This window comes from Nonomuraea sp. NPDC052265, from assembly GCF_044547985.1.
Taxonomy (GTDB): Bacteria; Actinomycetota; Actinomycetes; order Streptosporangiales; family Streptosporangiaceae; genus Nonomuraea.
The window spans coordinates 121,224-147,565 of the sequence record NZ_JBIUBJ010000001.1 but is presented as its reverse complement, the minus strand read 5'-3'; the positions used below and the strand labels follow the sequence as shown (position 1 = coordinate 147,565).

Annotated in this window: 30 protein-coding genes; 20 read left to right on the top strand and 10 right to left on the bottom strand. The window is 70.5% G+C overall.

The genetic code is table 11. From position 1 onward, the window contains the following. Window position 1 precedes the first annotated feature (1 nt). On the bottom strand, window positions 2-1,390 hold the full coding sequence (locus tag ACIHAD_RS00715) for an MFS transporter (RefSeq protein WP_397352199.1): 1,389 nt from the start codon (window positions 1,388-1,390) through the stop codon (window positions 2-4). Window positions 1,391-1,457: 67 nt separating this feature from the next. Between ACIHAD_RS00715 and ACIHAD_RS00710 the strand changes: the two genes are divergently transcribed. Continuing rightward, window positions 1,458-2,078: a TetR/AcrR family transcriptional regulator gene (locus ACIHAD_RS00710; RefSeq protein WP_397352198.1), complete on the top strand. Its 621-nt coding sequence runs from the start codon at window positions 1,458-1,460 to the stop codon at window positions 2,076-2,078. Window positions 2,079-2,094: 16 nt separating this feature from the next. Here the strand turns inward: ACIHAD_RS00710 and ACIHAD_RS00705 are convergent, their stop codons facing one another. Then, window positions 2,095-2,616: a hypothetical protein gene (locus ACIHAD_RS00705; RefSeq protein WP_397352197.1), complete on the bottom strand. Its 522-nt coding sequence runs from the start codon at window positions 2,614-2,616 to the stop codon at window positions 2,095-2,097. A 122-nt stretch (window positions 2,617-2,738) separates the two neighbouring features. Here ACIHAD_RS00705 and ACIHAD_RS00700 point away from each other — a divergent pair, with 122 nt between their 5' ends. Continuing rightward, window positions 2,739-3,317: a YqgE/AlgH family protein gene (locus ACIHAD_RS00700; protein WP_352350082.1), complete on the top strand. Its 579-nt coding sequence runs from the start codon at window positions 2,739-2,741 to the stop codon at window positions 3,315-3,317. On the opposite strand, the gene ACIHAD_RS00695 is transcribed toward ACIHAD_RS00700, so the two are convergent. After that, window positions 3,314-3,943: a TetR family transcriptional regulator gene (locus tag ACIHAD_RS00695; protein ID WP_397352196.1), complete on the bottom strand. Its 630-nt coding sequence runs from the start codon at window positions 3,941-3,943 to the stop codon at window positions 3,314-3,316. The two genes, ACIHAD_RS00700 and ACIHAD_RS00695, sit on opposite strands and share 4 nt — an antisense overlap. Window positions 3,944-4,092: 149 nt before the next feature. Between ACIHAD_RS00695 and ACIHAD_RS00690 the strand changes: the two genes are divergently transcribed. Continuing rightward, window positions 4,093-5,691: an MFS transporter gene (locus ACIHAD_RS00690; RefSeq protein WP_397352194.1), complete on the top strand. Its 1,599-nt coding sequence runs from the start codon at window positions 4,093-4,095 to the stop codon at window positions 5,689-5,691. 48 nt (window positions 5,692-5,739) lie between these two features. On the opposite strand, the gene ACIHAD_RS00685 is transcribed toward ACIHAD_RS00690, so the two are convergent. Next, complete coding sequence (locus ACIHAD_RS00685) at window positions 5,740-7,146, bottom strand: cellulase family glycosylhydrolase (protein WP_397352192.1); 1,407 nt, start codon at window positions 7,144-7,146, stop codon at window positions 5,740-5,742. A 68-nt stretch (window positions 7,147-7,214) separates the two neighbouring features. On the opposite strand from ACIHAD_RS00685, the gene ACIHAD_RS00680 reads away from it, so the two are divergent. The 7 genes from ACIHAD_RS00680 (at window position 7,215) to ACIHAD_RS00650 (ending at window position 13,657) form a co-directional block, all read left to right on the top strand. After that, the gene (locus ACIHAD_RS00680; RefSeq protein ID WP_397352191.1) at window positions 7,215-7,700 is read left to right on the top strand and encodes a hypothetical protein; all 486 of its coding nucleotides are present in this window, start codon (window positions 7,215-7,217) and stop codon (window positions 7,698-7,700) included. Continuing rightward, window positions 7,697-7,957, top strand: coding sequence for a DUF3039 domain-containing protein (locus ACIHAD_RS00675; RefSeq protein ID WP_397352190.1), 261 nt, complete (start codon window positions 7,697-7,699; stop codon window positions 7,955-7,957). The genes ACIHAD_RS00680 and ACIHAD_RS00675 overlap by 4 nt, the downstream gene beginning before the upstream one ends. Before the next feature lie 78 nt (window positions 7,958-8,035). Further along, the gene (locus ACIHAD_RS00670) at window positions 8,036-8,932 is read left to right on the top strand and encodes a zinc metalloprotease (RefSeq protein WP_397352189.1); all 897 of its coding nucleotides are present in this window, start codon (window positions 8,036-8,038) and stop codon (window positions 8,930-8,932) included. A 24-nt stretch (window positions 8,933-8,956) separates the two neighbouring features. Next, entirely contained in the window at window positions 8,957-10,345 is a 1,389-nt protein-coding gene (locus tag ACIHAD_RS00665; protein WP_397352188.1) for an MFS transporter, read from the top strand. 90 nt (window positions 10,346-10,435) lie between these two features. After that, window positions 10,436-11,248 carry a hypothetical protein gene (locus ACIHAD_RS00660; protein ID WP_397352187.1) on the top strand — a complete coding sequence of 271 codons (813 nt, stop codon included), beginning with the start codon at window positions 10,436-10,438 and terminating at the stop codon, window positions 11,246-11,248. A gap of 124 nt (window positions 11,249-11,372) precedes the next feature. Beyond that, window positions 11,373-13,127 (top strand): DEAD/DEAH box helicase, encoded by a 1,755-nt coding sequence (locus ACIHAD_RS00655; protein WP_397352186.1) that lies wholly within the window; start codon window positions 11,373-11,375, stop codon window positions 13,125-13,127. A gap of 152 nt (window positions 13,128-13,279) precedes the next feature. Further along, window positions 13,280-13,657: an STAS domain-containing protein gene (locus tag ACIHAD_RS00650; protein ID WP_397352185.1), complete on the top strand. Its 378-nt coding sequence runs from the start codon at window positions 13,280-13,282 to the stop codon at window positions 13,655-13,657. Here the strand turns inward: ACIHAD_RS00650 and ACIHAD_RS00645 are convergent. The 3 genes from ACIHAD_RS00645 to ACIHAD_RS00635 all read right to left on the bottom strand — a co-directional run bounded on the left by ACIHAD_RS00645 (window position 13,654) and on the right by ACIHAD_RS00635 (window position 16,191). After that, window positions 13,654-14,163 carry a hypothetical protein gene (locus tag ACIHAD_RS00645; RefSeq protein ID WP_397352184.1) on the bottom strand — a complete coding sequence of 170 codons (510 nt, stop codon included), beginning with the start codon at window positions 14,161-14,163 and terminating at the stop codon, window positions 13,654-13,656. The genes ACIHAD_RS00650 and ACIHAD_RS00645 overlap by 4 nt on opposite strands. A 160-nt stretch (window positions 14,164-14,323) precedes the next feature. Continuing rightward, the gene (locus ACIHAD_RS00640; RefSeq protein WP_397352183.1) at window positions 14,324-14,893 is read right to left on the bottom strand and encodes a nicotinamidase; all 570 of its coding nucleotides are present in this window, start codon (window positions 14,891-14,893) and stop codon (window positions 14,324-14,326) included. Window positions 14,894-14,907: 14 nt separating this feature from the next. Further along, window positions 14,908-16,191 carry a nicotinate phosphoribosyltransferase gene (locus ACIHAD_RS00635; protein ID WP_397352182.1) on the bottom strand — a complete coding sequence of 428 codons (1,284 nt, stop codon included), beginning with the start codon at window positions 16,189-16,191 and terminating at the stop codon, window positions 14,908-14,910. A 46-nt stretch (window positions 16,192-16,237) separates the two neighbouring features. Between ACIHAD_RS00635 and clpS the strand changes: the two genes are divergently transcribed. The 5 genes from clpS to ACIHAD_RS00610 all read left to right on the top strand — a co-directional run bounded on the left by clpS (window position 16,238) and on the right by ACIHAD_RS00610 (window position 18,840). Continuing rightward, window positions 16,238-16,531: an ATP-dependent Clp protease adapter ClpS gene (clpS, locus tag ACIHAD_RS00630; RefSeq protein ID WP_397169595.1), complete on the top strand. Its 294-nt coding sequence runs from the start codon at window positions 16,238-16,240 to the stop codon at window positions 16,529-16,531. Between the two features lie 10 nt (window positions 16,532-16,541). Continuing rightward, complete coding sequence (locus ACIHAD_RS00625; RefSeq protein WP_397352181.1) at window positions 16,542-17,066, top strand: DUF2017 domain-containing protein; 525 nt, start codon at window positions 16,542-16,544, stop codon at window positions 17,064-17,066. A gap of 10 nt (window positions 17,067-17,076) precedes the next feature. Then, window positions 17,077-17,478, top strand: coding sequence for a Mov34/MPN/PAD-1 family protein (locus ACIHAD_RS00620; protein ID WP_397352180.1), 402 nt, complete (start codon window positions 17,077-17,079; stop codon window positions 17,476-17,478). 140 nt (window positions 17,479-17,618) lie between these two features. Next, the gene (locus tag ACIHAD_RS00615; RefSeq protein WP_397352179.1) at window positions 17,619-17,891 is read left to right on the top strand and encodes a MoaD/ThiS family protein; all 273 of its coding nucleotides are present in this window, start codon (window positions 17,619-17,621) and stop codon (window positions 17,889-17,891) included. Window position 17,892: 1 nt separating this feature from the next. Continuing rightward, complete coding sequence (locus ACIHAD_RS00610; RefSeq protein WP_397352177.1) at window positions 17,893-18,840, top strand: PLP-dependent cysteine synthase family protein; 948 nt, start codon at window positions 17,893-17,895, stop codon at window positions 18,838-18,840. A 48-nt stretch (window positions 18,841-18,888) separates the two neighbouring features. On the opposite strand, the gene ACIHAD_RS00605 is transcribed toward ACIHAD_RS00610, so the two are convergent. After that, on the bottom strand, window positions 18,889-20,736 hold the full coding sequence (locus tag ACIHAD_RS00605) for a DUF3352 domain-containing protein (RefSeq protein ID WP_397353018.1): 1,848 nt from the start codon (window positions 20,734-20,736) through the stop codon (window positions 18,889-18,891). A gap of 85 nt (window positions 20,737-20,821) precedes the next feature. Next, window positions 20,822-21,148, bottom strand: a complete 327-nt coding sequence (locus ACIHAD_RS00600; protein WP_397352176.1) for a hypothetical protein — start codon at window positions 21,146-21,148, stop codon at window positions 20,822-20,824. Between the two features lie 137 nt (window positions 21,149-21,285). Between ACIHAD_RS00600 and ACIHAD_RS00595 the strand changes: the two genes are divergently transcribed. From ACIHAD_RS00595 to ACIHAD_RS00585, 3 genes are all read left to right on the top strand, one after another. Further along, the gene (locus ACIHAD_RS00595; protein ID WP_397352175.1) at window positions 21,286-22,077 is read left to right on the top strand and encodes a thioesterase family protein; all 792 of its coding nucleotides are present in this window, start codon (window positions 21,286-21,288) and stop codon (window positions 22,075-22,077) included. Window positions 22,078-22,162: 85 nt separating this feature from the next. Then, a complete protein-coding gene (gene murI / locus ACIHAD_RS00590; protein ID WP_397352174.1) occupies window positions 22,163-22,987 on the top strand; it encodes a glutamate racemase in 825 nt (274 codons plus the stop codon). Further along, the gene (locus tag ACIHAD_RS00585; RefSeq protein ID WP_397352172.1) at window positions 22,984-23,736 is read left to right on the top strand and encodes an MBL fold metallo-hydrolase; all 753 of its coding nucleotides are present in this window, start codon (window positions 22,984-22,986) and stop codon (window positions 23,734-23,736) included. Before murI ends, ACIHAD_RS00585 begins: the two co-directional genes overlap by 4 nt. Here the strand turns inward: ACIHAD_RS00585 and ACIHAD_RS00580 are convergent. Further along, window positions 23,721-24,959, bottom strand: coding sequence for an MFS transporter (locus ACIHAD_RS00580; protein WP_397352170.1), 1,239 nt, complete (start codon window positions 24,957-24,959; stop codon window positions 23,721-23,723). The genes ACIHAD_RS00585 and ACIHAD_RS00580 overlap by 16 nt on opposite strands. A gap of 68 nt (window positions 24,960-25,027) precedes the next feature. Here ACIHAD_RS00580 and rph point away from each other — a divergent pair, with 68 nt between their 5' ends. Together rph and rdgB are read left to right on the top strand one after the other, a co-directional pair. Then, window positions 25,028-25,747 carry a ribonuclease PH gene (gene rph, locus ACIHAD_RS00575; RefSeq protein WP_397353017.1) on the top strand — a complete coding sequence of 240 codons (720 nt, stop codon included), beginning with the start codon at window positions 25,028-25,030 and terminating at the stop codon, window positions 25,745-25,747. Beyond that, window positions 25,744-26,334, top strand: coding sequence for an RdgB/HAM1 family non-canonical purine NTP pyrophosphatase (rdgB, locus tag ACIHAD_RS00570; RefSeq protein ID WP_397352169.1), 591 nt, complete (start codon window positions 25,744-25,746; stop codon window positions 26,332-26,334). Before rph ends, rdgB begins: the two co-directional genes overlap by 4 nt. The last annotated feature ends 8 nt before the right edge of the window (window positions 26,335-26,342 follow it).

Here is a 26,342-nt window from a genome sequence, read left to right as displayed (position 1 = left end):
ATCAGTTCGACATTGCCGAACGCTTTCGCGGAATCAGCGCTCCCGCGAACGTCAGCGCGGCATTGACGAGCACCGCCACGATCACGCCCTGGAGTACGGTGCCCATCGCGGCCGTGGCCACGGCGCTCATGACCGGGATGCCCATGGTGATGCCGACCTGCTGCGTCATCGTCGCCAGGCCGGTGGCCAGCCCCTGCTCGGAGTCCGGCAACCCGGACGTGGCCGTCACCATGAACCCGACGATCGCCACCATGTTCCCGACCCCGCCCGCGAACGTGGCGGCCAGCAGCAGCCAGATCCAGCCGGGGCCGGTGCCGAGCAGGGCCAGCGAGGCCGTGGCGACGGCCTGGAGCCCGAACCCGGCCGCCAGCGCCCTGCCCGTGCCGAGCCGGCCGAGGACCCGGGGCGCGACCACGCCGCCGAGCACGGTGCCGAGCCCCAGTACCCCGAACGCCAGCCCGGTCGCCAAGGCCGAGTAGCCGAGCACCTTCTGCAGGTAGAGGGTCATGAGGAAGACGAGGGACGTCTCCGTGGCGAAGGCGATCAGGCCGGCCAGGTTGCCCCACGTGACGTTGGGCCTGGCCAGGACCGTGACGGGCACCAGGGGCGCGGCGGCGCGGCGCTCGACGTACCAGAAGGTGACGAGCAGGGCGGCGCCGGCCGCGAGCGCGCCGAGGCCGAGGGGGTCGGCGAAGCCGCGCTCGCCGGCCCTGGTCAGGCCGAAGACCAGCGCGAGCAGGCCGGCGGTCACGCTCGCCGCGCCGGGCACGTCCATCCTGGGCCGCTCGGCGGGACGGCTCTCCTTCAGCACGGCGGGCGCGGCGACGACCACGGCCAGCGCGACGGGCACGTTGACGAAGAACGCCCACCGCCAGCTCAGCAGCTCGGTCAGCAGGCCGCCCAGCACCGCGCCCGAGGTGAACCCGGCCGACATCAGCGCGCCGTTCAGCCCCAGCGCCCTGGCCCGCAACGGCCCCCCGGGGAAGGCCGTGGTCAGCAGCGCGAGCCCGGCGGGCGTGACGACGGCCGTGGCCAGGCCCTGGGCGACGCGGGCGACCAGCAGCACGCCCGGCGAGGTCGCCAGGCCGCCGGCGAGCGAGGAGAGCCCGAGCAGCACCATGCCGATCAGGAACAGCCGGCGCCGCCCGAACAGGTCGGCGATCCTGCCGAACAACAACGTGAAACCGGCGGCGGCCAGCGCGAACGCCGTCGCCACCCACTGCAGGTCGGCCAGCGCGAAGCCGAGACCCGAACCGATGACCGGCAGTGCCACGTTCAGAATGGAGAAGTCCACGGCGAGCATGAACTGGGACCCCAGCAAGAGCACCAGAACCAGCCGTTGTGCGGGCGTCATCCGATCGGATCGGGGCCGGTCGGCGAGTACGGTCATGTCAACTCCCTAATGGGACATGTGTTCCGTTAAGATGCGTCATGACGGTAGCACGAAAGGAGTGTTAATGGAACAAGAATCCCGTTTGGCGGGAACTGTGCGGCCGGGGGGCCGCACCGCGCGCGTGCGCGCGGCCGTGCTGGAGGCCACTCAGGACGAGCTGGTCGAGCACGGCTTCCATGGGCTGACCATGGATCAGGTGGCGGCCAGGGCCGGCGTGGGCAAGACCACGGTCTACCGGCGCTGGGGGAGCAGGGCCGGGCTGGTCACGGACCTGATGATCGAGCTGGCCGAGCAGTCGTCACCGCACGCCGACACGGGATCCGTCGAGGGCGACCTGCTGGCCAACGCCATGGCCGTCGTGGGCGCGGTCAACGACCACCGGCTCGGGGCCACGTTCCAGGCGGTGATCGCGGCGGGCACCTCCGACGCGCAGGCCGTCCAGGCGTTGCGGGCGTTCTACCTGCGGCGCATCGAGGAGTGGGCCAAGGTCGTCGACCTCGCGGTGAAGCGGGGGGAACTGCCCGAGGGCACTGACGGGATGGAGGTGATCCGGGCGATCTCCGCGCCGCTCTACTACCGCCTGCTGGTCACCAAGGAGCCGGTGGACCAGGGGGTCGCCAGGGACGCGGCGCTGCGCACACTGGCGGCGGCGCGGGCGGGCGCGTTCGTTCCACGGGACGCCTGAAACGACACGGGCGGGGTCACCGGGGGCCGTCGGGGACCGAACGCGGCCAGACGGAGCCGTACCACCACATGATCCCGCCCATCACCACGAGCCCGCCGCCCGTGGCCAGCTTGCCCAGCAGGTCGGAGGGCGGCCCGGTGTACGGCAGGCGGCGGCTGTGCCCCCGTCCCCAGGCGCAGTCGTTGCGCACCCGGGTGGAGTCGATGAGCGTGTCGGGGTGGGTGTCGGTGACGGAGTAGGCCTCGATCTCGCGGGTGGTGCCCCGGCTGATCCTGACCGTCCTGACCACCTGCTTGCGGGCCGGGATCGAGCCCGTCGCCACGCTGGTCGCGTCCGCCCGCAGGTCGAACCGGGCGAGCTGGGGGGTCTGGTTGCGCAGCGTGACCCGTACGGACCCCGACCCGCACGCGAGCTTGTCGGTCGTCATCGTGAACGGGTCGCCCCGGTCGGGCAGCGGCCACGCCTCGGCGGACGACGGCAGCAGCAGGACCGCGCCCACGGGAAGGGCGGCCAGGACGAGGCGTGTACCGATGCGCATGTGCTCCTCCCGAGCCCTCCGCAAGAGTGATCTTTGCTACACATCGTGCCCATACGCGCACACAAAGTAACATGGCCGAGCCGGGGGAGCGGAAAGCCCGTCACACCCTTCATGATGGAGGTATGGCGGAAGCGATCTACGTCGGCGGTTTGTTGGTGGCGACGCCGCTTCTTGACGACCCCAACTTCCGGCGTAGCGTCGTGCTGATCCTCGAACACGACCACGACGGCGGCACTCTCGGCGTGGTGCTCAACCGGCCGAGCGACATCTCGGTCACCCAGGTGCTCCCGGTCTGGGATCCGCTGGTGACGGGGCCGCCGGTGCTGTTCGAGGGCGGTCCCGTGCAGACCGACAGCGCCCTCGCCCTGGCGGCGGTCCCGAGCGGTGAGGAGCCGCTCGGCTGGCGCCGGCTCCACGCGGGCACCCCGGCCGTCTCGCGGCTGGGCACGGTCGACCTCGACGCGCCTCCGGAGATCCTCCAGGACGAGATCGCGCAGATGCGGATCTTCGCCGGATACGCCGGCTGGACCTCGGGCCAGTTGGAGAGCGAGATCGCCGAAGGCGCCTGGTACGTCGTCGACTCCGAGGCCGGCGACACCTTCCACGGCGACCCCGGCTCGCTCTGGCGGCACGTCTTGCGGCGTCAGCCGGGCGAGCTGGCCTTCGTGGCGACCTGCCCCGACGACCCCACGATGAACTAGGCCGACGGGCGGGTGTCCCAGCCCGGCCGCAGCGACGCCTCGGCCAGCGCGACCGCCTCGGAGATGCGCGTGACGATCTCCGGCATGGTGGTCTCCCTGCGGGGGCACTCGAAGCCGATGCGCATGGTGGACATCGCGAACGCCACGATCAGGTAGGTCAGCTGATCGTCCTCGGGGGCGACGCCCCTGCGGGCGGCGACGGCCTCGGCCAGGCGGACTTCGGTCTCGGCGCCCCGGGCCACGGACTGGCCCACCAGGTGCGGATATTTATCGAAAAGTTGCCGCAGCTTCAGGAACCTCTCGGTGTCCTCCGGCGTTGACCCCTGCATGTCGTCCACCATGGCCCGCAGGCCGTGCATGAGCGACGTGAACGGGGGCTCGTCCGCCGGACGACCGGCGAAGGCCTCCAGCAGGATCTCCTCGCCGTGGTCGTGGAACCACAGAACGAGATGGTCCTTGCTGGTGAAGTAGCGGAAGAAGGTACGAGGAGAGACTTCGACCGCCCCCGCTATCTGGTCGATCGTGGTGGACTCGTATCCTTGTTCGAGGAACAGGTCGAGCGCCGCGTCGAGGAGCGCGAGGCGCGTCTTCTCCTTCTTGCGTTCCCGTAGACCCACTGCGGACACCCCTTCGCCACCTTTCTGTCACAGTGTGCCAGAAGTCATGCGGCGTCTTTTTAAAATCGTTTGTCATAAGTCACGGCCTGACATACCCTACCTGAGGCTTACGAGACCTATGCCGCTTGTTGAGGCGGTATGTAACTGAGGGGGACCTTATGGCTAACGCGAAGGCGGTCGTCGAACCGTCGTCGCCCGGCCTCGGTAAGACGGGGACAGGTGGCGGAAACCCGTGGCTGGTGCTGCTGGCGGTGAGCCTCGGCGTCATCATGGTGATGCTGGACGGCACGGTGGTGGGCATCGCCAACCCCGTCATCCAGACGGATTTGAAGGCGTCGCTGTCCGACCTGCAGTGGGTGACCAGCGGCTACCTGCTCGCGCTGGCCGTGTTCCTGATCACCGCGGGCAAGCTCGGTGACCTGTTCGGGCACAAGCGCGTCTTCCTGATCGGTGTGACCGGCTTCGCTCTGTCCTCGGTGGGCATCGGTCTCAGCCAGGAGCTGGCCGACATCGTTCCCGGCCTTTCGCCGGTCGGCGCGCTGATCGGCCTGCGGGTGCTGCAGGGCCTCTTCGGCGCCCTGCTCCAGCCGGCCGCCCTGGCCCTGCTGCGTGGCGCCTTCCCCGGTGAGAAGCTGAACCAGGCGATGGGGGCCTGGGGGGCCATCATCGGCCTGTCCAGCGCCGCCGGCCCGATCGTGGGCGGCGTGCTGGTGGAGAAGGTGAGCTGGGAGTCGGTCTTCTTCATCAACGCCCCGGTGGGCATCGTGGCGCTGATCATGGGCATCCTCCTGATCAAGGAGAACCGCGTCCAGACCTTCGCCAGGATCGACTGGCTCGGCGTGCTGCTGCTGTCCGGCGCGATGTTCTCGCTGGTCTGGACGATCATCAAGGCCCCCGAGTGGGGCTGGGGCGACTCGACGACGCTGACCTTCATCGGCGCGTTCGTGGTGCTCATCGGCCTGTTCATCTTCTGGCAGAGCAGGGCCAGGCAGCCGCTGGTGCCGCTGTCGCTGTTCAGGAACGCCTCGATCTCGATCGGCACCCTGCTGATGATGATGGTCGCGTTCGCGATGTTCGGCGCGATGTTCTTCCTGGGCTTCTTCTTCCAGGGTGTGCACGGCCTGACCCCGCTTGAGGCCGGTATGCGGATGTTGCCGATGAGCGCGGGCATGATCGTGGCCTCGCCCCTGGCCGGCATGGCGATCGGCAAGCTCGGGCCGAAGATCACGATGGCCGCCGGTCTGCTGATCACCGCGTGCTCGATGTTCCTCATGTCGCGTCTCAGCATCGACGCCTCGTTCATCGAGAGCGGCCTGCCGTTCGTGCTGCTGGCCTTCGGCCTCTCGCCGGTGTTCGTCGGCGCGACCGAGATCATCGTGGGCAACGCGCCGGTCGAGCTGAGCGGTGTCGCGGGTGGCCTCCAGCAGTCGGCCATGCAGGTCGGCGGCGCGCTCGGCACCGCGATCCTGGGCGCCGTGATGGCCGGCGAGATCGCCGACACGCTGCCCGGCTACCTCGGCCCGGCGGCGCAGGCGATCCCGCCGGGGCAGCTCACGCTGCTGGAGAAGGCCGCCGCGTTCGGCTCCGCCCCTCAGGGGCTGCCACAGGTGGTCACGGACGCCGTGCACAACTCGTTCATGGACGGCATGCACCTCGCCTTCCTGGTCAGCACCGGTGTCGCGGTGCTGACGGCCCTGCTGACGCTGTTCGTCAAGGCCGGCCGCAAGAGCGAGGGCGCGCCGGTCCACATGGGCTGACCGCTTCCCGCCGGAACGGCCCCCGCCACCGTGGCGGGGGCCGTTCCGCTATTTGGGGGTGACGGTGAGGGTGACGCGGCCCGACGTCTTGGTGGTGACCGTCAGGACGCGCCTGGCGGCGTTCCAGACGGCCGTGCCGCCGTCCACGTCGGCGCCGTCCGGGAAGCCGCGCTCGGGCAGGTAGATCTCGGTGGGGCCGGTCTCGTTGGCGTCGAAGACCACCTGGAGGCGGTTCTCGCCGTACGTGACGCCGACCGGGACGCCGCCGATCGCCCTCGGGTACGCCCTGACGTACGCGCCCGGCAGCGGAGTGGCCTTCCCCTTCACGTCGTACGGCCCCCACGCGTCGGCGTCCCGCGACCAGTACGCCATGCCCGTGCCCACCTGGTCGCTCACTCCCTGGACCTTCCGCACCAGCTCGGACGCGCCGGGCCTGGTCATGTCCAGCCCGAACTCGCCCAGCAGGACCGGCGCCCGCATACGGTCGGCCGTCCGCGCGATGTTGTCGCGCCACCAGCCCAGCGTGCGGTCGGTCCACTCCTTGGAGCCGGCGGTGTAGTCGTCGCCGAGGTCAAGGGGCAGCGGGTAGACGTGCGGGGCGAAGGCGATGCGCGCCGGGCCGCCACGCGGGTCCTCGAAGTACGGCAGCGCCGACGGCAGACCCCAGTTGACGCCCACGGCCTGCGGCTCCAGGAAGATCCAGCCGTCGGGGTCGACCTCCCTGATCCGGGCGATGGTCTTGCGGTAGAGGATGGCCAGGGGGCCGCTCTCAAAAGCCGCGCCCTGGACCGAGCCGCCCCACGGCTCGTTCATCAGGTCGTACCCGAGGACGCCCGGCACGTCTTTGAAGCGGGCCGCGACCGCCGCCCACGCCTTGGCGTAGTGGTCCAACAGCTCGGGATACTCGCCGGTGGTGTTCCAGAAGTGGTCGAAGGCCCGGATGACGCCGGGCTCCAGGTAGTACATCTCCCAGGTGAAGTGCTCGGTGGCCACCGGCAGGCCGTCGGTGTGGGTGGCCCAGCCGGGCGCGCCGTTGCCGGCGACGCCGGTGGGGGTGATGCCGCTGCCCCACAGGTCCTGGTGCATGTCGAGCATGACGTGGTAGCCGCGGTCGGAGTACCACCGCACCCGCTCAGCCACCTTGTTCAGATATTTCGTGTCATAGGTGCCGGGGGAGGGCTCCACGGCCCGCCATTGGATGAGGAAACGCACGAAGTTCGTGCCCATGTCCCGGTACTCGCGGTCGATGTCGTCCGGGGTCAGCTCCGGCAGCGCGTCCGGGGCGCCCTTGGCGCTGCCCGCCGTGTTGAACCCGTGCAGGATCAGCGCCCGTCCCCGGTCGTCGGTGACGTAGCGGGGCGTGGACGGGGGAGCGTCCCTGGTCGCGGCGGCGACGGCGCCTCCGGCCAGCAGGACGAGCACGGCTGCCGTCGCGAGCAACCTGGCACGCTTCATCTGATCTCCGCGGATGCCGGGAAATAGGGTCTTCCATCAGAATCATGGACGCGGCTAGCCTGCCGAACATGAGCCTTGTTCGCAATAGCCTGCCGGCGATCGTCGCCTTCTTGATCGTCCTGGGGTTCGGTCTGTTCGGCGCGGTCCTGGTCACGAGGGTCGGCTACCTGGCCGTGCCGTCCGCGATCGGGGCCCCGTACGCGCTGCCGGGGCTGCGCGTCGTCCCCCTGGGCGAGACGACGTGGCTGCTCACGATCGCCGACACGGTCCTGGCGCTGGCCCTGGTCGGCGCGGTGGCCTCCACGCGCGGCGGTTTCCGGCGCACCTGGGCCAGGTTCCTGGTCGCCGCGGTCGCGGTGAACCTGCTGCGCGCCGCCCTGCTAGCCACGGTCGCGCAGGCCGGGATCGGCGCCTACCTCGGCTATCTCGGCGGCGGCCTGGCCGCGGGGCTGATCTGGGGAATCGCGCTCGGCTGGCTCCCCGGGCTCGCCGCGCTGCCACGCCGGTCCGAAGCGCGGGACCGGTCGCCGGCGGGCATAAACTCGATGGGGTGAGCACGAAGATCCTCCCCGAGCAGGAGACCATTCCGCGCACCTCTCACGGTGACGGCGACCACGAGCGCTTCGCCCACTACGCGGACAAGCACAAGATCACTGAGAGCATGGTGACGGGCACGCCCATCCGCGCTCTGTGCGGCAAGATCTGGGTGCCCAGCCGGGACCCGAAGAAATACCCGGTCTGCCCGGAGTGCAAGGAGATCTACGAAGGTCTTCCGTCCGGCGGCGGTGACGGCGACGACAAGAAGCAGTGAGTGTTGCTGAAGCCCAATCCCCTCGGGTGAGGCTACGGTCGGTAATCTGACCAGCCCATACCGTCACGGGGGGATTGCATGGCCCGGCGCGCGACCGCCGTCTCGTTGGCATGCCTGCTCGCGGCCGGGCTCGCCCCGCCGCCCCCGCTCGGCGCCGCGCCGACGTCCGTCTGCATCCCGTCGGCCGCGCGCCTGGCCCCCGGCGTGCCGGGCGGCACGGGCCCGCGCTCGCCGCTCCCCGAAGACGTCGCCAAGGTCACGGCCGAGCTGAAGACCCGGCTGCGTGGGGTGACCGTGCCCACGCGCATCACCGTGCCCACCCGGGTGATCGTCCTCACCGACGGCCGGCGCAAGATCTCCGAGCAGGTGGTCAGGACCCAGATCGACGTGCTCAACGCCGCGTACGCCGGCCGCAACGGTGGCGTCGACACCGGCGTGCGCTTCAAACTGGAGTCCGTCTCCGTCAAGGAGCACGCCGGCTGGTTCGCCGACCCGGTCGGCGTCGAGAAGGCCATGAAGACCCGCCTGCACCAGGGCGGCGCCCAGACGCTCAACCTCTACATCGCCCAGCTCAGCGAGCTCATGCTGGGCTTCGCCAGCTACCCCTACTGGTACGCCGGCGCCCCCGCCCTCGACGGCGTCGTGATCGACTGGCGCAGCCTGCCCGGCGGCGCGATGACCAACTACGACAAGGGCTTCACCGGCGTCCACGAGATCGGCCACTGGCTCGGCCTGTTCCACACCTTCGAGAACGGCTGCGACGAGCCGGGCGACGGCATCGCCGACACCGCCCCCGAGGCCCGCGCCACCGAAGGCTGCCCCGAGGGCAAGGACACCTGCCCCCAAAACGGCCCCGACCCGATGCACAACTACATGGACTACGCCCATGACCGGTGCATGTCGGAGTTCACCCAGGGCCAGGCCGACCGCATGCACGAGATGTGGGCAGCCTACCGACGCAGCGCGGATGCGTAGTTTGGGGGCAATTACGATGTGTAGGTGACAGCACCGAAGGCGATCGACGCTCCCGACATCTCACCCCGGATCCTCGGACCCGAGTACCGCACGGCCACCTTGGGGATCGTCCTCGTGGTCACCCTGATCGCCTTCGAGGGGATGTCGGTCGGCGTCGTGATGCCGCAGGTCTCCCAGGACCTCGACGCCCTCAACCTCTACGGCATCAGCTTCTCCGCCTTCCTCATCGCCAGCCTGTTCGCCAACGTGGTCGCCGGGCTCTGGTCGGACCGTCGCGGCTACCCGCTGCCGTTCCTCGTCGGGGTGGTGCTGTTCGTCGCCGGGATGGCGCTGGCCGGCGCGGCCGACGCCAAGGAGCTGTTCCTGGTGGCGCGGGGCGTCCAGGGGCTGGGGGCCGGTTCCTCGATCGTGGCGCTGTACGTGATGATCGCCCGGGTCTACCCGGCGGTCGTGCGGCCCAAGGTCTTCGCGGCGCTGTCGGCCGCCTGGGTCGTGCCCTCGATGGTCGGGCCCGCCGTGGCGGGGGCCGTCGCGGAGCAGTGGGGCTGGCGCTACGTCTTCTACGGGATCATCCCGCTGGTGGTGCCCGCGCTGGTGATGCTCGTCCCCGCGCTCCGGATGGCCTCGCCCGAGCAGGACGAGCAGGGGCCGCGCGGGCCCCGTTCGCAGCCGCTGGCGATGACGCTGGCCGCCACCTCCGCCGCCGGCGGCGCGGGCGTGCTGCTGTGGGGTGTGGACGAGCTGCACAAGCAGCCGGTGGTCGGCACGGTCGCCACGCTCGGCGGGCTGGGCTTCCTGGTCTACGGCCTTCACCGGCTGCTGCCGCCGGGCGCGCTGCGGCTCCGGCGCGGGCTGCCCACGACTGTGCTGATGCGCGGGTTCTTCTCGGCGGCCTTCTTCGGCGTGAACTCCTTCATCCCGCTGCTGCTGACGTCGGTCAAGCTCTTCGACGCCAGGGCCGCCGGGATCGCGCTGACCACGGGCGCGCTCGGCTGGTCGGCGGGCTCGTTCCTGCAGAGCAGGCGGACCGCCGAGCCGCACCGGCGGATCAGGCTCGGGGCGGTGTGCGTCACGGCCGGGATCGTGATCGCGCTGTTCGCGGCGCTGCCCGCGGTGAGCGGGTGGATCGCGGTGCCGGCCTGGATCGCGGCCGGGTTCGGCATGGGCCTCGGCATGACCACGGTCAGCGTCACCGCGCTCAGGCAGTCGCCGGTCAGCGAGCAGGGCGCCAACTCCGCGGCGCTGTCGGTCACCGACATGCTGGGCTCCGCGCTCACCGTCGGCCTGGGCGGCGCGGTGATCAACTTCATCGGGCACGGACCCGGGCAGATCGCCACCGGGTTCGTGGTGATCTCGGTCCTGATGGCGCTCATCGGGCTCGCCGCCACCTTCCTGGCCGCCCGTACGCGCTGATCGTGTGATTCTGCCCCTCCCGCCACAGCGATCACGGATCGCCAGATCTTCGTCCCGAGGAGTGATAGGACAACGGGACGAGGAGGTGTCATGGAGGATGATCACCGGGTCTGGCCCCCCGCTTCCGGGCCTCGGCATCGCCGCACTCCTCCCCGGGACGCGGACCCTCCGGACGACTCCGACGGGGACGAGGAGGAGGCTCCCTGGCCGCCGCGCCGGGGGCGCGACCCGTACGAGCGGGAGACGGCGTGGAACCCGATCCGCAGGACCGTCCCGCCCGGGCCGCCGTCCTCCTCCGAGCCGCTGCCCCCCTCGGCGCGGCTCTACGGCACCCCGGCCGACCCCGGACCGCTGGAGGAGCCCCCGAGGCGCGGACGGCGCGTGGCCGGCGTCCTGGTCGCCCTGGTGGCGGCGGCCGGGCTGGTCGCGGGGGTGAGCGCGGTGGCGTCCCGGCTCACCGCGCCGCCGCCGGAGTCCGCACGGCTGAGCGACGCCGTGGCGGGCGTGTCGCTGCGGCTGCCGCCCGGCTGGAGCGCCGGGACGATCCCGCCGGTCACCGGCTTCACGTCGGTCGCCAGGGACGGCAACGGCGCGCTGGTCATGGCCATGCGGGTCCCCGAGCCCGTGCCCAACGCCAAGAAGGCCGCGGGGGAGGCCGCCGAGCTGTACTCCAGGCTGCTGCTCAAGGGCGACAAGGTCACGGTCGTCGACGACCGCGACATCCCGCAGGGACACACCAGGGCGCTGCGTGCCGAGTACCAGGACGTCGTCAACCGGCCCGCCTTCCTGCGCGTGATGCTTCTCACCCGCGCGGGCCGCGCGGTGCTGCTCCTCGGGCTGCTCCAGCCCGAGGCGACCACCGGCAGACAGGCGCTCGAAGCGGTGATGACGAGCTTCAGATAAGCCACATAGCACGTAGGGAAGACCTTGGCCAGAATCCTCGGTGCACGGCACGTCTTGTCGGTGAGCCCGATTACTCTTGGGTCACTGTGAGAGAGCGAAGCACACGAACCCCAGAGGTGATGCGGTGAGCACCTTCGCCGCGTCCCACCTTTCGCCTTCCTATCCAGACCGCGCCGCGTGGGGCACCGCGCCCAAGTTGCGCGCCTGGCAGCAGCAGGCGTTCGACCTGTACTTCAGGCGCGAGCCGCGTGACTTCCTCACCGTGGCCACCCCCGGCGCGGGCAAGACGACCTACGCCCTGCGCATCGCCAGCGAGCTGCTGGCCAACGGGGTGATCAGGGCCGTCACCGTCGTCACGCCCACCGAGCACCTCAAGCGCCAGTGGGCCGACGCCGCCGCCCGGGTCGGCATCGGCATCGACCCGGAGTTCAAGAACAGCCAGGGCACGACCTCGCGCGACTACACCGGGGTGGCGGTGACCTACGCGCAGGTCGCGATGCACCCCGCGCTCCACCGGGCGCGCACCGAGGCCCGCAAGACGCTGGTCATCTTCGACGAGATCCACCACGCGGGCGACGCCAAGTCGTGGGGCGACGGCGTGCGCGAGGCGTTCGAGCCCGCCACCCGCCGGCTCCAGCTCACCGGCACGCCGTTCAGGTCCGACGACAACCCGATCCCGTTCGTGGGCTACGAGGAGGACGCCGAGGGCGTCAAGCGCAGCGTCTCCGACTTCTCCTACGGCTACGGCCCGGCGCTCGACGACGGCGTCGTGCGTCCGGTGATCTTCCTGGCCTACTCCGGCGAGATGAAGTGGCGCACCCGCGCGGGCGACGAGATCGCCGCGACGCTCGGCACCCCGCTCACCAAGGACCAGCTCTCCCAGGCGTGGCGGGCCGCGCTCGACCCCAAGGGCGACTGGATCCGCCAGGTCATGCAGGCCGCCGACCGCCGCCTTACCGAGGTCCGCCGGGGGGTGCCCGACGCGGGCGGCCTGGTGATCGCCACCGACCACGAGACCGCCCGGGCCTACTCCCGCCACCTGCGCAACATCACCGGCGAGGGCGCGGCGGTCGTCCTGTCCGACGACCCGGGGGCGTCCAAGAAGATCAAGCAGTTCGCCACCTCCGAAGACCGCTGGCTGGTGGCCGTCCGCATGGTGTCCGAGGGCGTCGACATCCCGCGCCTGTGCGTGGGCGTCTACGCCACCTCGACCTCGACCCCGCTCTTCTTCGCCCAGGCCGTGGGCCGCTTCGTCCGCGCCCGCAAGCGCGGCGAGACGGCCTCGGTCTTCCTCCCCTCGGTGCCCACCCTCATGGGGCTGGCCAACGAGATGGAGGTCGAGCGCGACCACGTGCTCAACAGGAAGCCCCCGGAGGACGGCCTCGACGACAGCCTGCTGGAGCAGGCCAACCGGCAGAAGGACAACCCCGACGTCCTGGGCGACGAGCTGCCGTTCGAGACGATGGAGACCTCGGCCACCTTCGACCGCGTGCTCTTCGACGGCGGCGAGTTCGGCACCGGCGCGGAGATCGGCTCGGCCGAGGAGGAGGACTTCCTCGGCCTGCCCGGCCTGCTCGAGCCCGACCAGGTGGCCACCCTGCTGCGCAAGCGCCAGTCCGACCAGCAGGCCGCCAAGCGCAGGCAGAGCCCGGCCGAGCAGCCCAAGGAGACCCTGGCCCCCCATGAGCAGATCGCCGAGCTGCGGCGCGAGCTCAACGGCCTGGTGGGCGCCTGGAACCACCGCACGGGCCAGCCCCACGGGGTCATCCACGCCGAGCTGCGCCGCACGTGCGGCGGCCCGCCGATCGCGCAGGCCACGTCCGAGCAGATCCAGGAACGCATCGACGCCATCCGCCGCTGGGCCACCCAGCGACGCTAGCCGAGCCCCCTCCGCCGGTTCACCGCGAACCGGCGGAGGGGTCGGCGGGGACCCTGCGTATTTGGACACAGAGCAGTGACCTTCCGTTAGAAGGCCGGCCGGAGCGGCAACAACCTTCTTGGCTGTCTCGGGATACCAGAAGGATCTTGCCCATGTCGTCTGAGGCCCTTGGCAAGTCGACGCTCACCGTCACTTCCGGCCTCTCCCGAAACGCCGTCGTCATCCGGCTCGAAGGGGAGCTCGACGTCTACGCGGTCCCGATCCTGCGCGAGCACATGCTGCGCGTCTGGGAGCTTCCCGCCAAGCCGTTCCTGATCCTGGATCTCGACGAGGTCGCCTTCTGCGACTCGATGGGCATGAACGAGCTCGTCGAGGTCATGCAGCGGTGCGAGTCGCGGGGCACCCGGCTGCTGCTCGCGGGGGTGCACGGGGTGACGGCGCGGGTGTTGTCGATCACCGGGTTGCGGCACGCGTTCGAGGTGTTCACCAGGTTCGACGACGCCCTGCGGCTGGCCGTCGCGACCCTTTAGAGGTGCGCGGGGGCCGGGATCCTCTTTCCGGAGCGGCCGTCCACCGGGATGTAGCGCTCCTGGGCCGGGAGCGGGACGGTCAGCGCGGCCCGGCCGTCCTTGACGCGGACGGGAAGGGTGCGGACGCCCTGATGGTCGCCGCTCAGCGGGCCCTCGTGCACCCACACCAGCAACCGGCGGCCCTCGGGACGGGCGATCACCTTGGCCGTCGCGCACTCGTGCGGCGCGGCCGACCACGACAGCACGAGCTGCCGGCCGACCTTGGCCCACTGGGGGATCGGGGTGCGCTCGTCGCACGCGGGCAGCGCCGGCCCCGGCGGCATGTCGTGGGCCACGACCGCGGGCCCGTGGCCGGAGGGCACATCGCTCATCGCGACCGTCGCGACCTCCAGCAGCGCCAGTGTCACGACCGCCCCCACCCGCGCCCCGGGACGGCCCTTGACGAGCACCCAGAGGGCGAGAGGGGCGAGGAGCAGCCAGGCCGCGCCCAGGGAGATGGCAAGCATGAGGAACCTCGCACAGGATGAAGAGATATGACTCTACGTACTACTTCGACTGCGGAGGGGTTAGGTCATCCTTGGATATCACATGACCGCAGGGTTGCGCACTGTGTACCGTCCGTGATCAGCGCGGGCGCGGCGAAACCCCGCCGGTCGGGCGGGGCGGTCAGCCCTCCACGGGGGCGCCCGTCAGCGTCACGCCCGCGGCCTCCATCTGGGCCATGGCCGACTGCGTGGTCGCCGAGGAGACGCCCGCGGTGAGGTCGAGCAGCACGCGCACGGCCAGCCCGTTGGCCACCGCGTCGAGCGCGGTGGCCCGGACGCAGTGGTCGGTGGCGATGCCCACCACGTCGACCTCGGTCACCCCGTGCTCGCGCAGCCAGTCGGCCAGCGGCGCGCCGTCGCCCGAGACGCCCTCGAAGCCGCTGTAGGCCGCCGCGTAGGAGCCCTTGCTGAAGACCTCCTCCACCTCCGACACGTCGAAGGAGGGATGGAAGTCGGCGCCGGGGGTGCCGGCCACGCAGTGGGCGGGCCAGGTCGTGACGTAGTCGGGGGTGTCGGAGAAGTGGCTGCCGGGCTCGACGTGGTGGTCGCGGGTGGCCACGACGTGGTCGTAACCGTGCTCGCCGAGGTGGTGGGTGATCGCGGCGGCCACTTCGGAGCCGCCTGCCACGGCCAGGCTGCCACCCTCGCAGAAGTCGTTCTGCACATCGACGATGATCAACGCGGTGCCCATAAGAGCACGATACGTCAGGCGAACTCCGTGGGGATCGCCGCGTACCCCCTGCCGAGGTGCAGCGCCTCCTGGGGGAGCAGTGCGACGGCCTCGGCGTGGCGGTCGCGGGCGGCGGACAGGGGCTCCCGGCCGACGACCTCGCCGTCGCGCACCAGCTCGTGCAGCAGGGGGATGCCGCCCTCGGGGACGATGCCGCCGGTGGTGATCAGCTCGGTCTCGACGTGGCCGCCGGGGTCGAGCAGCCGGTACGCCTCCTTGCGCCCGCCGCGCGACGGCTTGCCGACCGAGCGCTTGGCCACGGCCTCCAGCCGGCCCGCCCCCGTCTCCCGCGCCACCAGCTTGTACACCAGGGCCGCCGTGGGGGCGCCGGACCCGGTCACCAGGGAGGTGCCCACGCCGTAGCCGTCCACGGGGGCGGCGGCGAGCGCGGCGATGGCGTACTCGTCGAGGTCGGAGGTGACCACGATGCGGGTGTCGAAGGCGCCGAGCGAGTCGAGCAGCTCGCGCACCTCCTGCGCGGCGGCGGCCAGGTCGCCGGAGTCGATGCGGACCGCGCCCAGCTTGCTCCCGGCCAGCTCGACCGCCGTGCGCACCGCCTGCTCCACGTCGTACGTGTCCACCAGCAGCGTCGTGCCCACGCCGAGGGTGGCGATCTGGGCCTCGAACGCGTCGCGCTCGGAGTCGTGCAGCAGGGTGAACGCGTGCGCGGCCGTGCCCGCGGTGGGGACCCCGTACAGGTGGCCGGCCATGAGGTTGGAGGTGGAGGCGAACCCGGCGATGTAGGCGGCGCGGGCGGCGGCGACGGCGGCGTGCTCGTGCGTGCGGCGCGAGCCCATCTCGATGAGCGGGCGCTTGCCGGCGGCGTTGGTCATGCGGGAGGCGGCCGAGGCGATGGCGCAGTCGTGGTTGAGTATCGACAGCGTCAGCGTCTCCAGCAGCACGGCCTCGGCGAAGGTGCCCTCGACGATCATGATCGGGGAGGCGGGGAAGTAGAGGTCGCCCTCGCGGTAGCCGTACACGTTCCCGGAAAACCGGTAATCGGCGAGAAACGCCAGGGTCGATTCGTCGACCACCTCCTGCTCGCGGAGAAAGGTGAGTTCTTCGTCACCGAAACGGAAGCGTTCGAGCTCGTCCAGGACGCGTCCGGTGCCGGCCACGACCCCGTACCGGCGCCCGCCCGGCAGGTGCCGGGCGAACACCTCGAAGACCGCGCGCCGGTGCGCGGCGCCGCTGCGCAGCGCCGCCTGGAGCATCGTCAGCTCATAGTGATCTGTGAGCAACGCAGTGCTCATGGTCATTCTCACGACTCGAAGACTACGACCCAGATAGGGCAGACTCGGGGATGTGGGTAGCACCGCTCCAATCACCGTCGAGCGTCCGTCATCGGACGTCCGGCCCGATCTGCCATGGGTGACCATCGTCTGGAACGACCCGGTCAACCTCATGTCCTACGTGACCTATGTCTTCCAAACCGTCTTCGGCTACACCAAGGAGAAGGCGGAGAAACTGATGCTGGACGTCCACCACAAGGGCAAGGCGGTCGTGTCCAGTGGCACGCGCGAAGAGATGGAACGCGATGTGCAGATTCTTCACTCCTACGGTCTGTGGGCGACGGTCCAGCCGGATTCGGTCAAGTGAGGCGGCGGCGGTGAGTTCGGGGTTCTCGGCCGGGCGGAACGGTTCGGTCATCGCGCAGTTCGAGGCGGCGGAGGTCTCGCTGCTGCGCTCGCTCGTCTCGATGCTGCTCGGCCTGGTGTCGCCGGGCGAGACGAGCGACGATCCGCTGGAGCGGGCGCTCGGCATCGGGGCGGCCCAGGCGCCGACCGATCCGGTGCTGGCCCGGCTGTTCCCCTCGGCGTACGAGGACGAGAAGGATGCCTCGGAGTTCCGCCGCTACACCGAGGCCACGTTGCGCGACGGCAAGCGCGCCGACGCCCAGACCGTCCTGGACACCGCGCGTTCGGGCCGCGCCGACCTGACGCCCGAGCAGGCCCAGGCGTGGCTGCGCTCGCTCAACGACGTCCGCCTGACGCTCGGCACCAAGCTCGACGTGACCGAGGAGATCCACGACGAGATCGCCGTGATGTCCGAGGACGACCCCCGCTACCCGGCCTACGTCACCTACGACTGGCTGACCTACCTCCAAGACAGCCTGGTCCGGGCCCTCTGGTAGCTTCCGGGGCATGCTCACGATCTCGCAGGAACTGGTGGACAAGATCGTCGCGCACGCGCGGGCCGACCATCCCGACGAGGCGTGCGGTGTGATCGCGGGTAGCAACGGCGTCCCCGAGCGGTTCGTCCCGATGGAGAACGCCGAGCGTTCGCCCACGTTCTACCGGTTCGACTCCATGGAGCAGCTGCGCGTCTGGCGCGAGATGGACGACCGCGACGAGGAGCCCGTCGTGATCTACCACTCCCACACCGCCACCGAGGCGTACCCGTCGCGCACCGACGTGTCCTACGCCTCCGAGCCGCAGGCCCACTACGTCCTGGTCTCGACCAGGGACGAGAACGAGGTCGAGTTCCGCTCCTACCGGATCCTCGACGGAGTGATCGAGGAGGAAGAGGTAAGATTCCTCCCATGATGGTCCGGCCGGTGCAGAGCTACCTCTTCGCGCACACTCCGGCCGTCGTCGTCTACGACTGTCGCTGATCTGGAATCCGTACCCAGCCATCGGTGTTGCCGCCGATGGGACGACGACCAGATAAGAGGAGAATGACCGCGATGGCCATCGAGGTTCGCATTCCCACCATCCTGCGTAACTACACCGACGGCGCCAAGGCCGTCGACGCCGAGGGCGACACCCTCGACGAGCTGATCAGCAACCTTGAGTCCCGCCACCCCGGCATCAAGGACCGCCTGATCGACCAGGGCAGCCTGCGCCGCTTCGTCAACGTCTACCTCAACGACGAGGACGTGCGCTTCCTCGGCGGCCTCGGCACCCCGGTGTCCGACGGCGACACCGTGACCGTGCTGCCCGCCGTCGCCGGCGGGTGACATGCGGTTCGACTCGCTGATCGACTCGGTCGGGCGCACGCCGCTCGTCGGGCTGCCGCGACTGTCGCCCTCGCCCGAGGTGCGCGTCTGGGCCAAGCTCGAAGACCGCAACCCGACCGGGTCGATCAAGGACCGGCCGGCGCTGTGGATGATCGAGCAGGCCGAGAAGGACGGGCTGCTCACGCCCGGCTGCACGATCCTTGAGCCCACCAGCGGCAACACCGGCATCTCGCTGGCGATGTCGGCCAGGCTCAAGGGCTACAAGCTGATCTGCGTGATGCCGGAGAACACCTCCGAGGAGCGCCGCCAGCTCCTGCGCATGTGGGGCGCGGAGATCATCTCCTCGCCCGCCGCGGGCGGCTCCAACGAGGCCGTGCGCGTGGCCAAGGGCCTGGCCACGGAGAACCCGTCCTGGGTGATGCTCTACCAGTACGGGAACCCGGCCAACTGGCGTTCCCACTACGAGACCACCGGCCCGGAGATCCTGGCCGACCTGCCCACGATCACCCACTTCGTGGCCGGGCTCGGCACGACGGGCACGCTGATGGGCGTCGGCCGGTTCCTGCGCGAGCGGGTGCCCGGCGTGCAGATCGTGGCCGCCGAGCCGCGCTACGGCGAGCTGGTCTACGGCCTGCGCAACGTCGACGAGGGCTTCATCCCGGAGCTCTACGACGAGTCCGTGCTGACCACCCGCTTCTCCGTCGGCTCGGCCGACGCGCTGCGGCGCACCCGCGAGCTGCTGGCCGCCGAGGGCATCTTCGCCGGGGTCTCGACCGGCGCCGCGCTCCACGCCGCGCTGGGCGTGGCCAGGAAGGCGGTCAAGGAGGGCGAGCGCGCCGACGTCGTCTTCGTGGTGGCCGACGGCGGCTGGAAGTACCTGTCCACGGGCGCCTACGAGGGCACCCTGGAGGAAGCCGAAGAGCGTCTTGAAGGGCAGCTCTGGGCCTGACGACATGAGAAGGGGGCGGCCGGACCGGCCGCCCCCCTTTTTTCATGGTCAGTTGAACAGGACCCGCAGCGAGAAGTCCGCCTCGGTGGCGGTCTGCTTGCCGCTCAGGCCGACCGCCCGCAGGACCTGCGCGTTGGCCTTGTCGTCGCCGTCCATGCTCTGCAGGTACAGGTGCTCGACCTTGTCGAGGTCCACGAAGAGCGCGAAGGTGGCCTCGCCGGCGTTGGGGATCGCGGTCTGGAACGTCTCGGAGTCGCCCAGCGTGCCCTCCTCGGCCAGCTTCTTGGCGTACTCCTCGCTCGTCGCCGCCGTGAGGACGCCGTCACCGGGGACCTTGGCGATCTGCGGAGCGGGCTGCCCGCTCGCCGCCAGCGCCTTCTCGATCTTGTCGACGACCGCCTGGGCCTTGGCCGGGTCGGTGACGACGCGGACGCCGGCCTTGATCTGGTCGCCGTCCAGGCCCTGGCTGTCCACCGCGACCGTGAAGTTCTTGCCGAGCACCGTGGCGAGGTCGCCGGGCAGGTCGAGGCCGAACTTGGTCTTGGCCTGGTCGAGCAGCTGCTGGACCTCGGCGCCGCCACTGGCCGCGGCCGACTTCTGGATCTGGGCCCACTGCTTGGTGATCATCTGGTCCATGCCGGAGACCGACACGGCGCCGGCCGTGCCTGCGGGCAGCGTGCCCAGGGCGGCCGGCTGGAGGTCGTCCGCGGTCACGCCCTTGGCGCCCCTGACCAGGCCGGCCAGCTCGACGTACGCGCTGTCGAAGCGCAGCGCGCCGGCGAACCGGGCGTCCTTGATGGGCTCGATGCTCGCGGCCTGCTCGGCGGGGATGGGGGTGAGCTTGGCCAGCCCGCCCATGTCCGCCCAGAACGACAGCACACCCTGCTCGCCGACGTCGCCCATGTCGTCGCTGAACTCGTTGTTGTCGGCGAGGGTGGCCTCGCCCTTGGCGAACTTGTCGGCCAGCGCCTGCGTCGAGGACAGCAGCGCGTAGTCGTCGCGGAAGGCGATGCCGTACTTGTCGCCGTCCATGAGCTTGGCGATGCCCGCCTTGGCCTGCGCCTGGTCCTTGACCTGGACGGCGACCGCGAAGTCGGGCTCGGACTTGCCGGAGGGCACGGCGGCGAAGCCGACCCTGCTGCCCAGCCACGGGTCCACGTCCTTGGCGAAGTCGACCTTCTTGTCGCCGCTCTCGTTGACCAGGTTGAACAGGGCCTGGCGCGGGTCCTCGCCGGTGAAGGAGCCCTTGGTGACCGTGAACTTCCTGGCGAGCTGGAACAGCGCCAGCTTCTGGTTCGCGGCCGGGTCGAGGTCGAGGCGGGCGTAGGCGATCGCGTTGGCGGGCAGGACCTCGTCCGGCTGCGTGCCGCCGCCGCCGATCGCGCCCACGGCCCACACCGCGCCGCCGCCGAGCAGCACCACCGCGAGCGCCGCGGCGCCGGCGATCAGCCAGCCCTTCCGGCCGCCCTTCTTCGCCGGTTGCGGTGGGCCGAAGCCGTCGGGGCCCTGTTGCTGCCAACCCTGCTGCGCGTACTGGTCCTGCTGCTGCCAACCTTGCTGCTGCTGCGCGTACTGGTCCTGTTGCGGCCAGCTCTGCTGCTGCGCGTACTGGTCCTGTTGCGGCCAGCTCTGCTGCTGCTGTTGTTGCTGTTGCTGCCAATTCTGCTGCGCCTGGCCGCCGTACGGGGCGCCGTAGGCGGGCTGCCGGCCGTAGGCGGACTGGGGGCTGTACGAAGCTCCCTGGCCCGGCTGCGGGGCCTGCTGACCATGGGGCTGCTGGTACGGCTGCTGCGGCGGGTACGGCTGCTGCTGCGGTTCCTGCGGCTGTTCCCAGCCGCCTCGGTACACCGTGGTGCGGTCAGGATCCTCGCCGTGCGGGGGATTATTCGCAGACATCACTCAACTCACAATGTGGACTTATGACCACAGAGAAGGTAGCTGATGTTGCTAGATGGCCGCTTGCAATGTGCTGAAGTCGGGATTAGGCCCGGTTCAGCTCCTTTTTCAGCACATCGAGGTGAACCTCGCCGCCTGTCCAGTCCGCCACCGTGGCCCAGGGCACGAACGTGGACCCGACGTACACCGTGCGCGCCAGCGTCCTGGACAGCCAGGGGGAGCGGCCGTGGCGGTCACGCGTGAGCCCGAGCAGGACGGGCGCACGCCGCCCCGAGACGACCAGCCCGTAGACCGTCTGGCTCTGCTGGAGCTCGCCCCTGTGCTTGTGGACGCGGATGTCGACGACGTGACCGACCCACACCCCGTTGGAGTCCCACACCGAGTGACCGATGAGTTCGGTGACAGTTGCCATGATCGAACTGTCCCATCGGGAGGATGTTTTCGCAGGTAGGCGCGCTGATTGCGGAACGGCGTGGTGCGAACGCCGCGCCCACGCGTAAGGTGGGGGGACTACTAGAATATAGTTCCGTACGGTGAAGGCAGGGCGGGATGAGCAAGTTCGACGAGGCCACACAGGCGATCAGGGTCGACGAGACCACCTATGACGTGTGCCTCGACCCCGGATACTCCATCGGCGGCCCGCTCAACGGCGGCTACCTGATGGCCGTGGTCCTGCGCGCAGCCGTGGACGCCTCGCCGTTCGAGCACCCGGTGAGCACCACCTCGCAGTTCCTCAGGTCGCCGGTGGCCGGGCCCGCCCAGGTCAGGGTCGAGCCGCTGAAGTCGGGCCGCACGGCCGCGTTCGGCAGGGCCACGCTCGTCCAGGACGGCGTGCCGCAGATCGAGAGCCTGATCACCACCGCCACCCTGGCCGGCGCCGACCCCGTCTACACCGACGCGCCCTCGGTCGTCATGCCGGCGGTCGAGGAGTGCACCAAGCTCCCCGATCCCAAGCCCGAGAACAACATGACCCTCAACGCCCAGATGGACATGCGCTTCGACCCGCCCACCATCGCCTGGCTGGCCGGCGACCCCACCGGCCGGCCGGAGTCCCGGGCGTACTTCAGGATGGCCGAGCCGCAGGACGCCGACCCGTACGTGCTGGCCCTGGCCGTCGACGCGCTGCCGCCCGTGGTGTTCTCCGCCGGCGCCCGCGGCTGGGCGCCCACCGTCGAGCTCACCTGGCACCTGCGCGCCCTGCCCGCCCCCGGCTGGCTCACCCTGATCGGCAGCGGCCGTCTCATTTCGGACGGCTGGTTCGACGAGGAGGTCGAGGTGTGGGACTCCGCGGGCCGCCTCGTCGCCCAGTCGCGCCAGCTCGCCAGGGTCGGAAGGGGCTGATGTGAGCAACACGACAGTCCCGCCTTCACCAGGTGTGAGCATTCTTACGCAGTGTTGATCGCGCAGGTCGCCTACCCTCTAGAACGTGCCGGACGCGAGTATTGGGATCTTCGACAGCGGGGTGGGCGGCCTGACGGTCGCGCGCGCGATCATCGACCAGCTCCCCCACGAGTCGATCACCTACGTGGCCGACACGGCCCGCCAGCCGTACGGGCCGAAACCCATCGCGGAGCTGCGCGCCTACGCCCTTGAGGTGATGGACCACCTCGTCGGTCAGGACGTCAAGATGCTCGTCATCGCGTGCAACAGCGCCAGCGCCGCCGTGCTGCGCGACGCCCGCGAACGCTACGACGTGCCGGTCGTCGAGGTGATCCAGCCCGCCACCAGGCGGGCGGTGCGCGCCACCCGCACCGGCCGGGTCGGCGTGATCGCCACCCAGGCCACCATCGCGTCCCTGGCCTACCACGACGCCTTCACCGCGGCCCCCGACGTGCAGCTCACCGGCGTGGCCGCCCCACGCCTGGTGGAGTACGTCGAGCGCGGCGAGACGATGAGCAAGGAGCTCATCGACGTCCTGCGCGGCTACCTCGAGCCCATCAGGGCGGCCTGCTGCGACACGCTCATCCTCGGCTGCACCCATTACCCGCTGCTCACCGGCGCGATCTCCTACGTCGTCGGCGACGGGGTCACGCTGGTCTCCAGCGCCGACGAGACGGCCAAGGACGTCTACCGGATCCTGCACGACCACGGACTGGCGGCGGGAGGCGAGGCCACCCCCCGGCACTGCTTCCGCGCCACCGGCGACTCCCGGCTCTTCGCCCGCCTGGGCAGACGATTCCTGGGCCCGGAGATCGACGTGGTCGAAGTCGCGCCAGTGGGGGGTACTACCTTTAGCGGGAGGCCCACATGAAGGTGACCATCGTCGGATGCTCGGGCAGCTACCCGGGCCCCGACAGCCCCGCGTCCTGCTATCTCGTCGAGGCCGAGGGGTTCAGGATGCTGCTCGACCTCGGCAACGGGTCGCTGGGCGCGCTCCAGCGCCACATCGGCCTCTACGACGTGGACGCCATCTGCCTGTCCCATCTGCACGCCGACCACTGCCTCGACGTCTGCGGCTACCACGTGGCCCGCACGTACGGGCCGGACGCGCCGTACCCGCCCGTGCCGGTCTACGCGCCCGAGGGGGCACCGGCCCGGCTGGCGGCGGCGTACGGGATGCCGGACGAGCCCGGCCTGGAGACCGCCTTCGACTTCACGGTGTTGTCGCCCGGCTCGTTCGAGGTGGGGCCGTTCATCGTCACGGCGGGCCTGGTGAACCATCCGGTCGAGGCGTACGGGTTCCGGGTGGCCAGCGACGACGTGTGCGTGGCGTACTCGGGGGACACCGGGGAGTCGGCGGAGCTGGTCAGGCTGGCCGCGGGGGCCGACCTCCTGCTGTGCGAGGCGTCGTTCATCGAGGGCCCCGGCCTGCCGCCCGACCTGCACCTGACCGGCCGCCAGGCGGCCGAGCACGCGGCCAAGGCGAACGCCGGCAAACTCGTGCTCACCCACCTCGTGCCGTGGAACGACAACGCCAGGGTGCTGGAGGACGCGTCGAAGGGCGGCTACGCCGGGCCCGTCGAGCTGGCGCGCAGCGGCGCGGTCTACGAGCTGGCCTGAGCCTGGTCGAAGTCACGTAACCAGGGCAGCGGCGAGAACAGCAGCGGCACGAACGACACGACGCGCCCGATCATGAACACCCATAAGGCCGTCCGGACGCCCAACTGCTGGGCGACGAGCCCGCCGAGCAGCGCGCCCAGCGGGACCGAGCCCCACATCAACGACCGGAACGAGGCGTTGACCCGGCCCAGCAGCTGCTCGGGGACCGTCGTCTGCCGGTAGGTGATCTGCCCGACGGTGCTCAGCGCCGAGCTCCACGACAGCGCGATCGAGGTGACGGCGAAGAACGCCACCCGCCAGTCGGACTGGGTCATCGGCAGCAGCAGGGCGAAGGGCGCCGGCACGGTGAGGGAGAGCCAGGTCATCCTGGCCGTGCCGATCCTCCTCGACAGCAGGCCGCCGAGCAGGCCCGCGGCCACGCCGCCGAACCCGCCGGACATGAGCAGCACGCCGATGAGACCGGGCGCCAGGCCCACGTCCTCGGCCAGGAACAACACCGACAGGCCGAGCACGGCGCCGACCGTGACGTTGGCCACCACCGAGGACGCGGCGAACATGCGCAGCAGGCCGTCGCGCCACACGTAGCGCAGCCCGGCGCCGATGCCGCGCAGGAGCGGCTCGCGCTCGCCCGTCGCCGGCGGCTTGTCGGGGGTCTTGATGCCGCTGAGGAACAGCACCGACGCCAGCGCGCCCAGCGCGGTCGCGAACATCGTGCGCGGCGCGCCGATGAGCTGCACCAGCAGGCCGCCGACGCCCGGCCCGGCCAGGAAGCCGCCCGAGCGCACGACCTCCAGCTTGGAGTTGCCGTCGCCGAGCTGCGACGCGCTCACCAGGCTGGGCAGGTAGGTCTGGTCGGCGACGTCGTTGAACACCTGCGCCACACCGGCCAGGAAGGCGACCGCGAACATCATCCCGATCGACAGCACGCCCAGGTACGCCGCCAGTGGAATGGTCGCCAGCAGCACGAACCTGGCCAGGTCGGAGACCACCATCACGCGGCGCCGGCGCATCCGGTCGACCCACACCCCCGCGGGCAGGCCGAGCAGGAGGAACGCGGCGGTCTGCAGCGCGGACAGCAGGGCCACCTGGGCCGGCTGCGCGTGCAGCGTGACGACCGCCACGAGCGGGAGGGCCACGCGCGAGATGTTCGCTCCCAGTTCGTTCCCCACATGCGCAGTCAGGAACCGGAGGAAGTCAGGGTTTCGCAACACCCCCGTTGTCATTGCGTAAGGATCCATGTGTCGGACACATTTGGTCAAGAGCGTCGTGCCGCGGAGATAGGGTGATCTGCATGTCCCGACAGGATGGCCGCACCCCCGACCAGCTACGCCCCATCACCATCACCCGGCAATGGCTGACCCATGCCGAGGGTTCGGTCCTGGTCGAGTTCGGTGGCACGCGGGTGTTGTGCGCGGCGTCGGTGCAGGACAGCGTGCCGCGCTGGCGCAGGGGCAGCGGACAGGGCTGGGTCACGGCCGAATACGCGATGCTCCCGCGGGCGACCAATACCCGTAATGATCGTGAATCGGTCCGCGGCAAAATCGGCGGGCGCACCCACGAGATTTCCCGGTTGATCGGAAGATCACTGCGCGCCTGCGTCGATTACAAGGCCCTGGGCGAAAACTCCATTCTGCTCGACTGCGACGTCCTCCAGGCCGACGGCGGCACCAGGACCGCCGCGATCACCGGCGCGTACGTCGCGCTCGCCGACGCCGTCGCCTGGATGAAGGCGCGCAAGATGTGCCCGGGAGACCCGCTGATCGACTCGGTCGCGGCAGTGTCCGTCGGGGTCGTCGGCTCGGTCCCCATGCTCGACCTGTGCTACACCGAAGACGTCGCCGCCGAGACCGACATGAACGTCGTGATGACCGGTGAGGGCGCCTTCGTCGAGGTGCAGGGCACCGCCGAGGGCGTGCCCTTCGACCGCGCGGCCCTCGACCAACTGCTCGACCTGGCCGCCGCCGGGTGCGAGGAGCTCACCCTGATCCAGCAGGAGGCGCTGGGCGCATGAAGATCGTGCTCGCCACCCGCAACCCTGGCAAGATCGCGGAGCTGCGGCGCATCCTCGTCGGGTTCGAGATCGTCGGCCTGGAGGAGTTCCCCGAGATCGGCGAGGTCGCCGAGACCGGCGTCACCTTCGAGGAGAACGCGCTGCTCAAGGCGCACGCCGTCGCCAAGGGCTCCGGGCTGCCGGCCGTGGCCGACGACTCCGGGCTCTGCGTCGACGTGCTCAACGGCATGCCCGGCGTCTTCTCGGCCCGCTGGTCCGGCCGCCACGGCGACGACCAGGCCAACCTCGACCTGCTGCTCGCCCAGCTCTCCGACGTGCCCGCCGAGAAGCTGTCGGCGCACTTCGCCTGCGCCGCCGCGCTCGCGCTGCCGACCGGGGAGCACCGGGTGGTGGAGGGCACGCTGCCCGGCCACCTGATCACCACCCCGCGGGGCACCAACGGCTTCGGCTACGACCCGATCCTGGTGCCGCTCGGCCACGACCGCACCACCGCCGAGCTGTCCCCCGACGAGAAGGACGCCATCAGCCACCGGGGCCGCGCCTTCCGCGCGCTGGCGCCGATCGTGCGCGACATCGTCGGCTCGTAACCACCGCG

Bases quoted from the DNA above. Each gene is read 5' to 3' on its own strand.
- ACIHAD_RS00650 (WP_397352185.1), top strand. From the start codon at position 13,280: ATGTCGTCTGAGGCCCTTGGCAAGTCGACGCTCACCGTCACTTCCGGC.
- ACIHAD_RS00705 (WP_397352197.1), bottom strand. From the start codon at position 2,616: ATGCGCATCGGTACACGCCTCGTCCTGGCCGCCCTTCCCGTGGGCGCG.
- ACIHAD_RS00685 (WP_397352192.1), bottom strand. From the start codon at position 7,146: ATGAAGCGTGCCAGGTTGCTCGCGACGGCAGCCGTGCTCGTCCTGCTG.
- ACIHAD_RS00635 (WP_397352182.1), bottom strand. From the start codon at position 16,191: ATGACCATGAGCACTGCGTTGCTCACAGATCACTATGAGCTGACGATG.
- ACIHAD_RS00620 (WP_397352180.1), top strand. From the start codon at position 17,077: ATGCTCACGATCTCGCAGGAACTGGTGGACAAGATCGTCGCGCACGCG.
- ACIHAD_RS00615 (WP_397352179.1), top strand. From the start codon at position 17,619: ATGGCCATCGAGGTTCGCATTCCCACCATCCTGCGTAACTACACCGAC.
- ACIHAD_RS00715 (WP_397352199.1), bottom strand. From the start codon at position 1,390: ATGACCGTACTCGCCGACCGGCCCCGATCCGATCGGATGACGCCCGCA.
- ACIHAD_RS00680 (WP_397352191.1), top strand. From the start codon at position 7,215: ATGAGCCTTGTTCGCAATAGCCTGCCGGCGATCGTCGCCTTCTTGATC.
- ACIHAD_RS00700 (WP_352350082.1), top strand. From the start codon at position 2,739: ATGGCGGAAGCGATCTACGTCGGCGGTTTGTTGGTGGCGACGCCGCTT.
- ACIHAD_RS00605 (WP_397353018.1), bottom strand. From the start codon at position 20,736: ATGTCTGCGAATAATCCCCCGCACGGCGAGGATCCTGACCGCACCACG.
- ACIHAD_RS00580 (WP_397352170.1), bottom strand. From the start codon at position 24,959: ATGACAACGGGGGTGTTGCGAAACCCTGACTTCCTCCGGTTCCTGACT.
- rph (WP_397353017.1), top strand. From the start codon at position 25,028: ATGTCCCGACAGGATGGCCGCACCCCCGACCAGCTACGCCCCATCACC.
- ACIHAD_RS00710 (WP_397352198.1), top strand. From the start codon at position 1,458: ATGGAACAAGAATCCCGTTTGGCGGGAACTGTGCGGCCGGGGGGCCGC.
- ACIHAD_RS00610 (WP_397352177.1), top strand. From the start codon at position 17,893: ATGCGGTTCGACTCGCTGATCGACTCGGTCGGGCGCACGCCGCTCGTC.
- ACIHAD_RS00690 (WP_397352194.1), top strand. From the start codon at position 4,093: ATGGCTAACGCGAAGGCGGTCGTCGAACCGTCGTCGCCCGGCCTCGGT.
- rdgB (WP_397352169.1), top strand. From the start codon at position 25,744: ATGAAGATCGTGCTCGCCACCCGCAACCCTGGCAAGATCGCGGAGCTG.
- ACIHAD_RS00660 (WP_397352187.1), top strand. From the start codon at position 10,436: ATGGAGGATGATCACCGGGTCTGGCCCCCCGCTTCCGGGCCTCGGCAT.
- ACIHAD_RS00595 (WP_397352175.1), top strand. From the start codon at position 21,286: ATGAGCAAGTTCGACGAGGCCACACAGGCGATCAGGGTCGACGAGACC.
- ACIHAD_RS00640 (WP_397352183.1), bottom strand. From the start codon at position 14,893: ATGGGCACCGCGTTGATCATCGTCGATGTGCAGAACGACTTCTGCGAG.
- ACIHAD_RS00600 (WP_397352176.1), bottom strand. From the start codon at position 21,148: ATGGCAACTGTCACCGAACTCATCGGTCACTCGGTGTGGGACTCCAAC.
- ACIHAD_RS00645 (WP_397352184.1), bottom strand. From the start codon at position 14,163: ATGCTTGCCATCTCCCTGGGCGCGGCCTGGCTGCTCCTCGCCCCTCTC.
- ACIHAD_RS00585 (WP_397352172.1), top strand. From the start codon at position 22,984: ATGAAGGTGACCATCGTCGGATGCTCGGGCAGCTACCCGGGCCCCGAC.
- ACIHAD_RS00670 (WP_397352189.1), top strand. From the start codon at position 8,036: ATGGCCCGGCGCGCGACCGCCGTCTCGTTGGCATGCCTGCTCGCGGCC.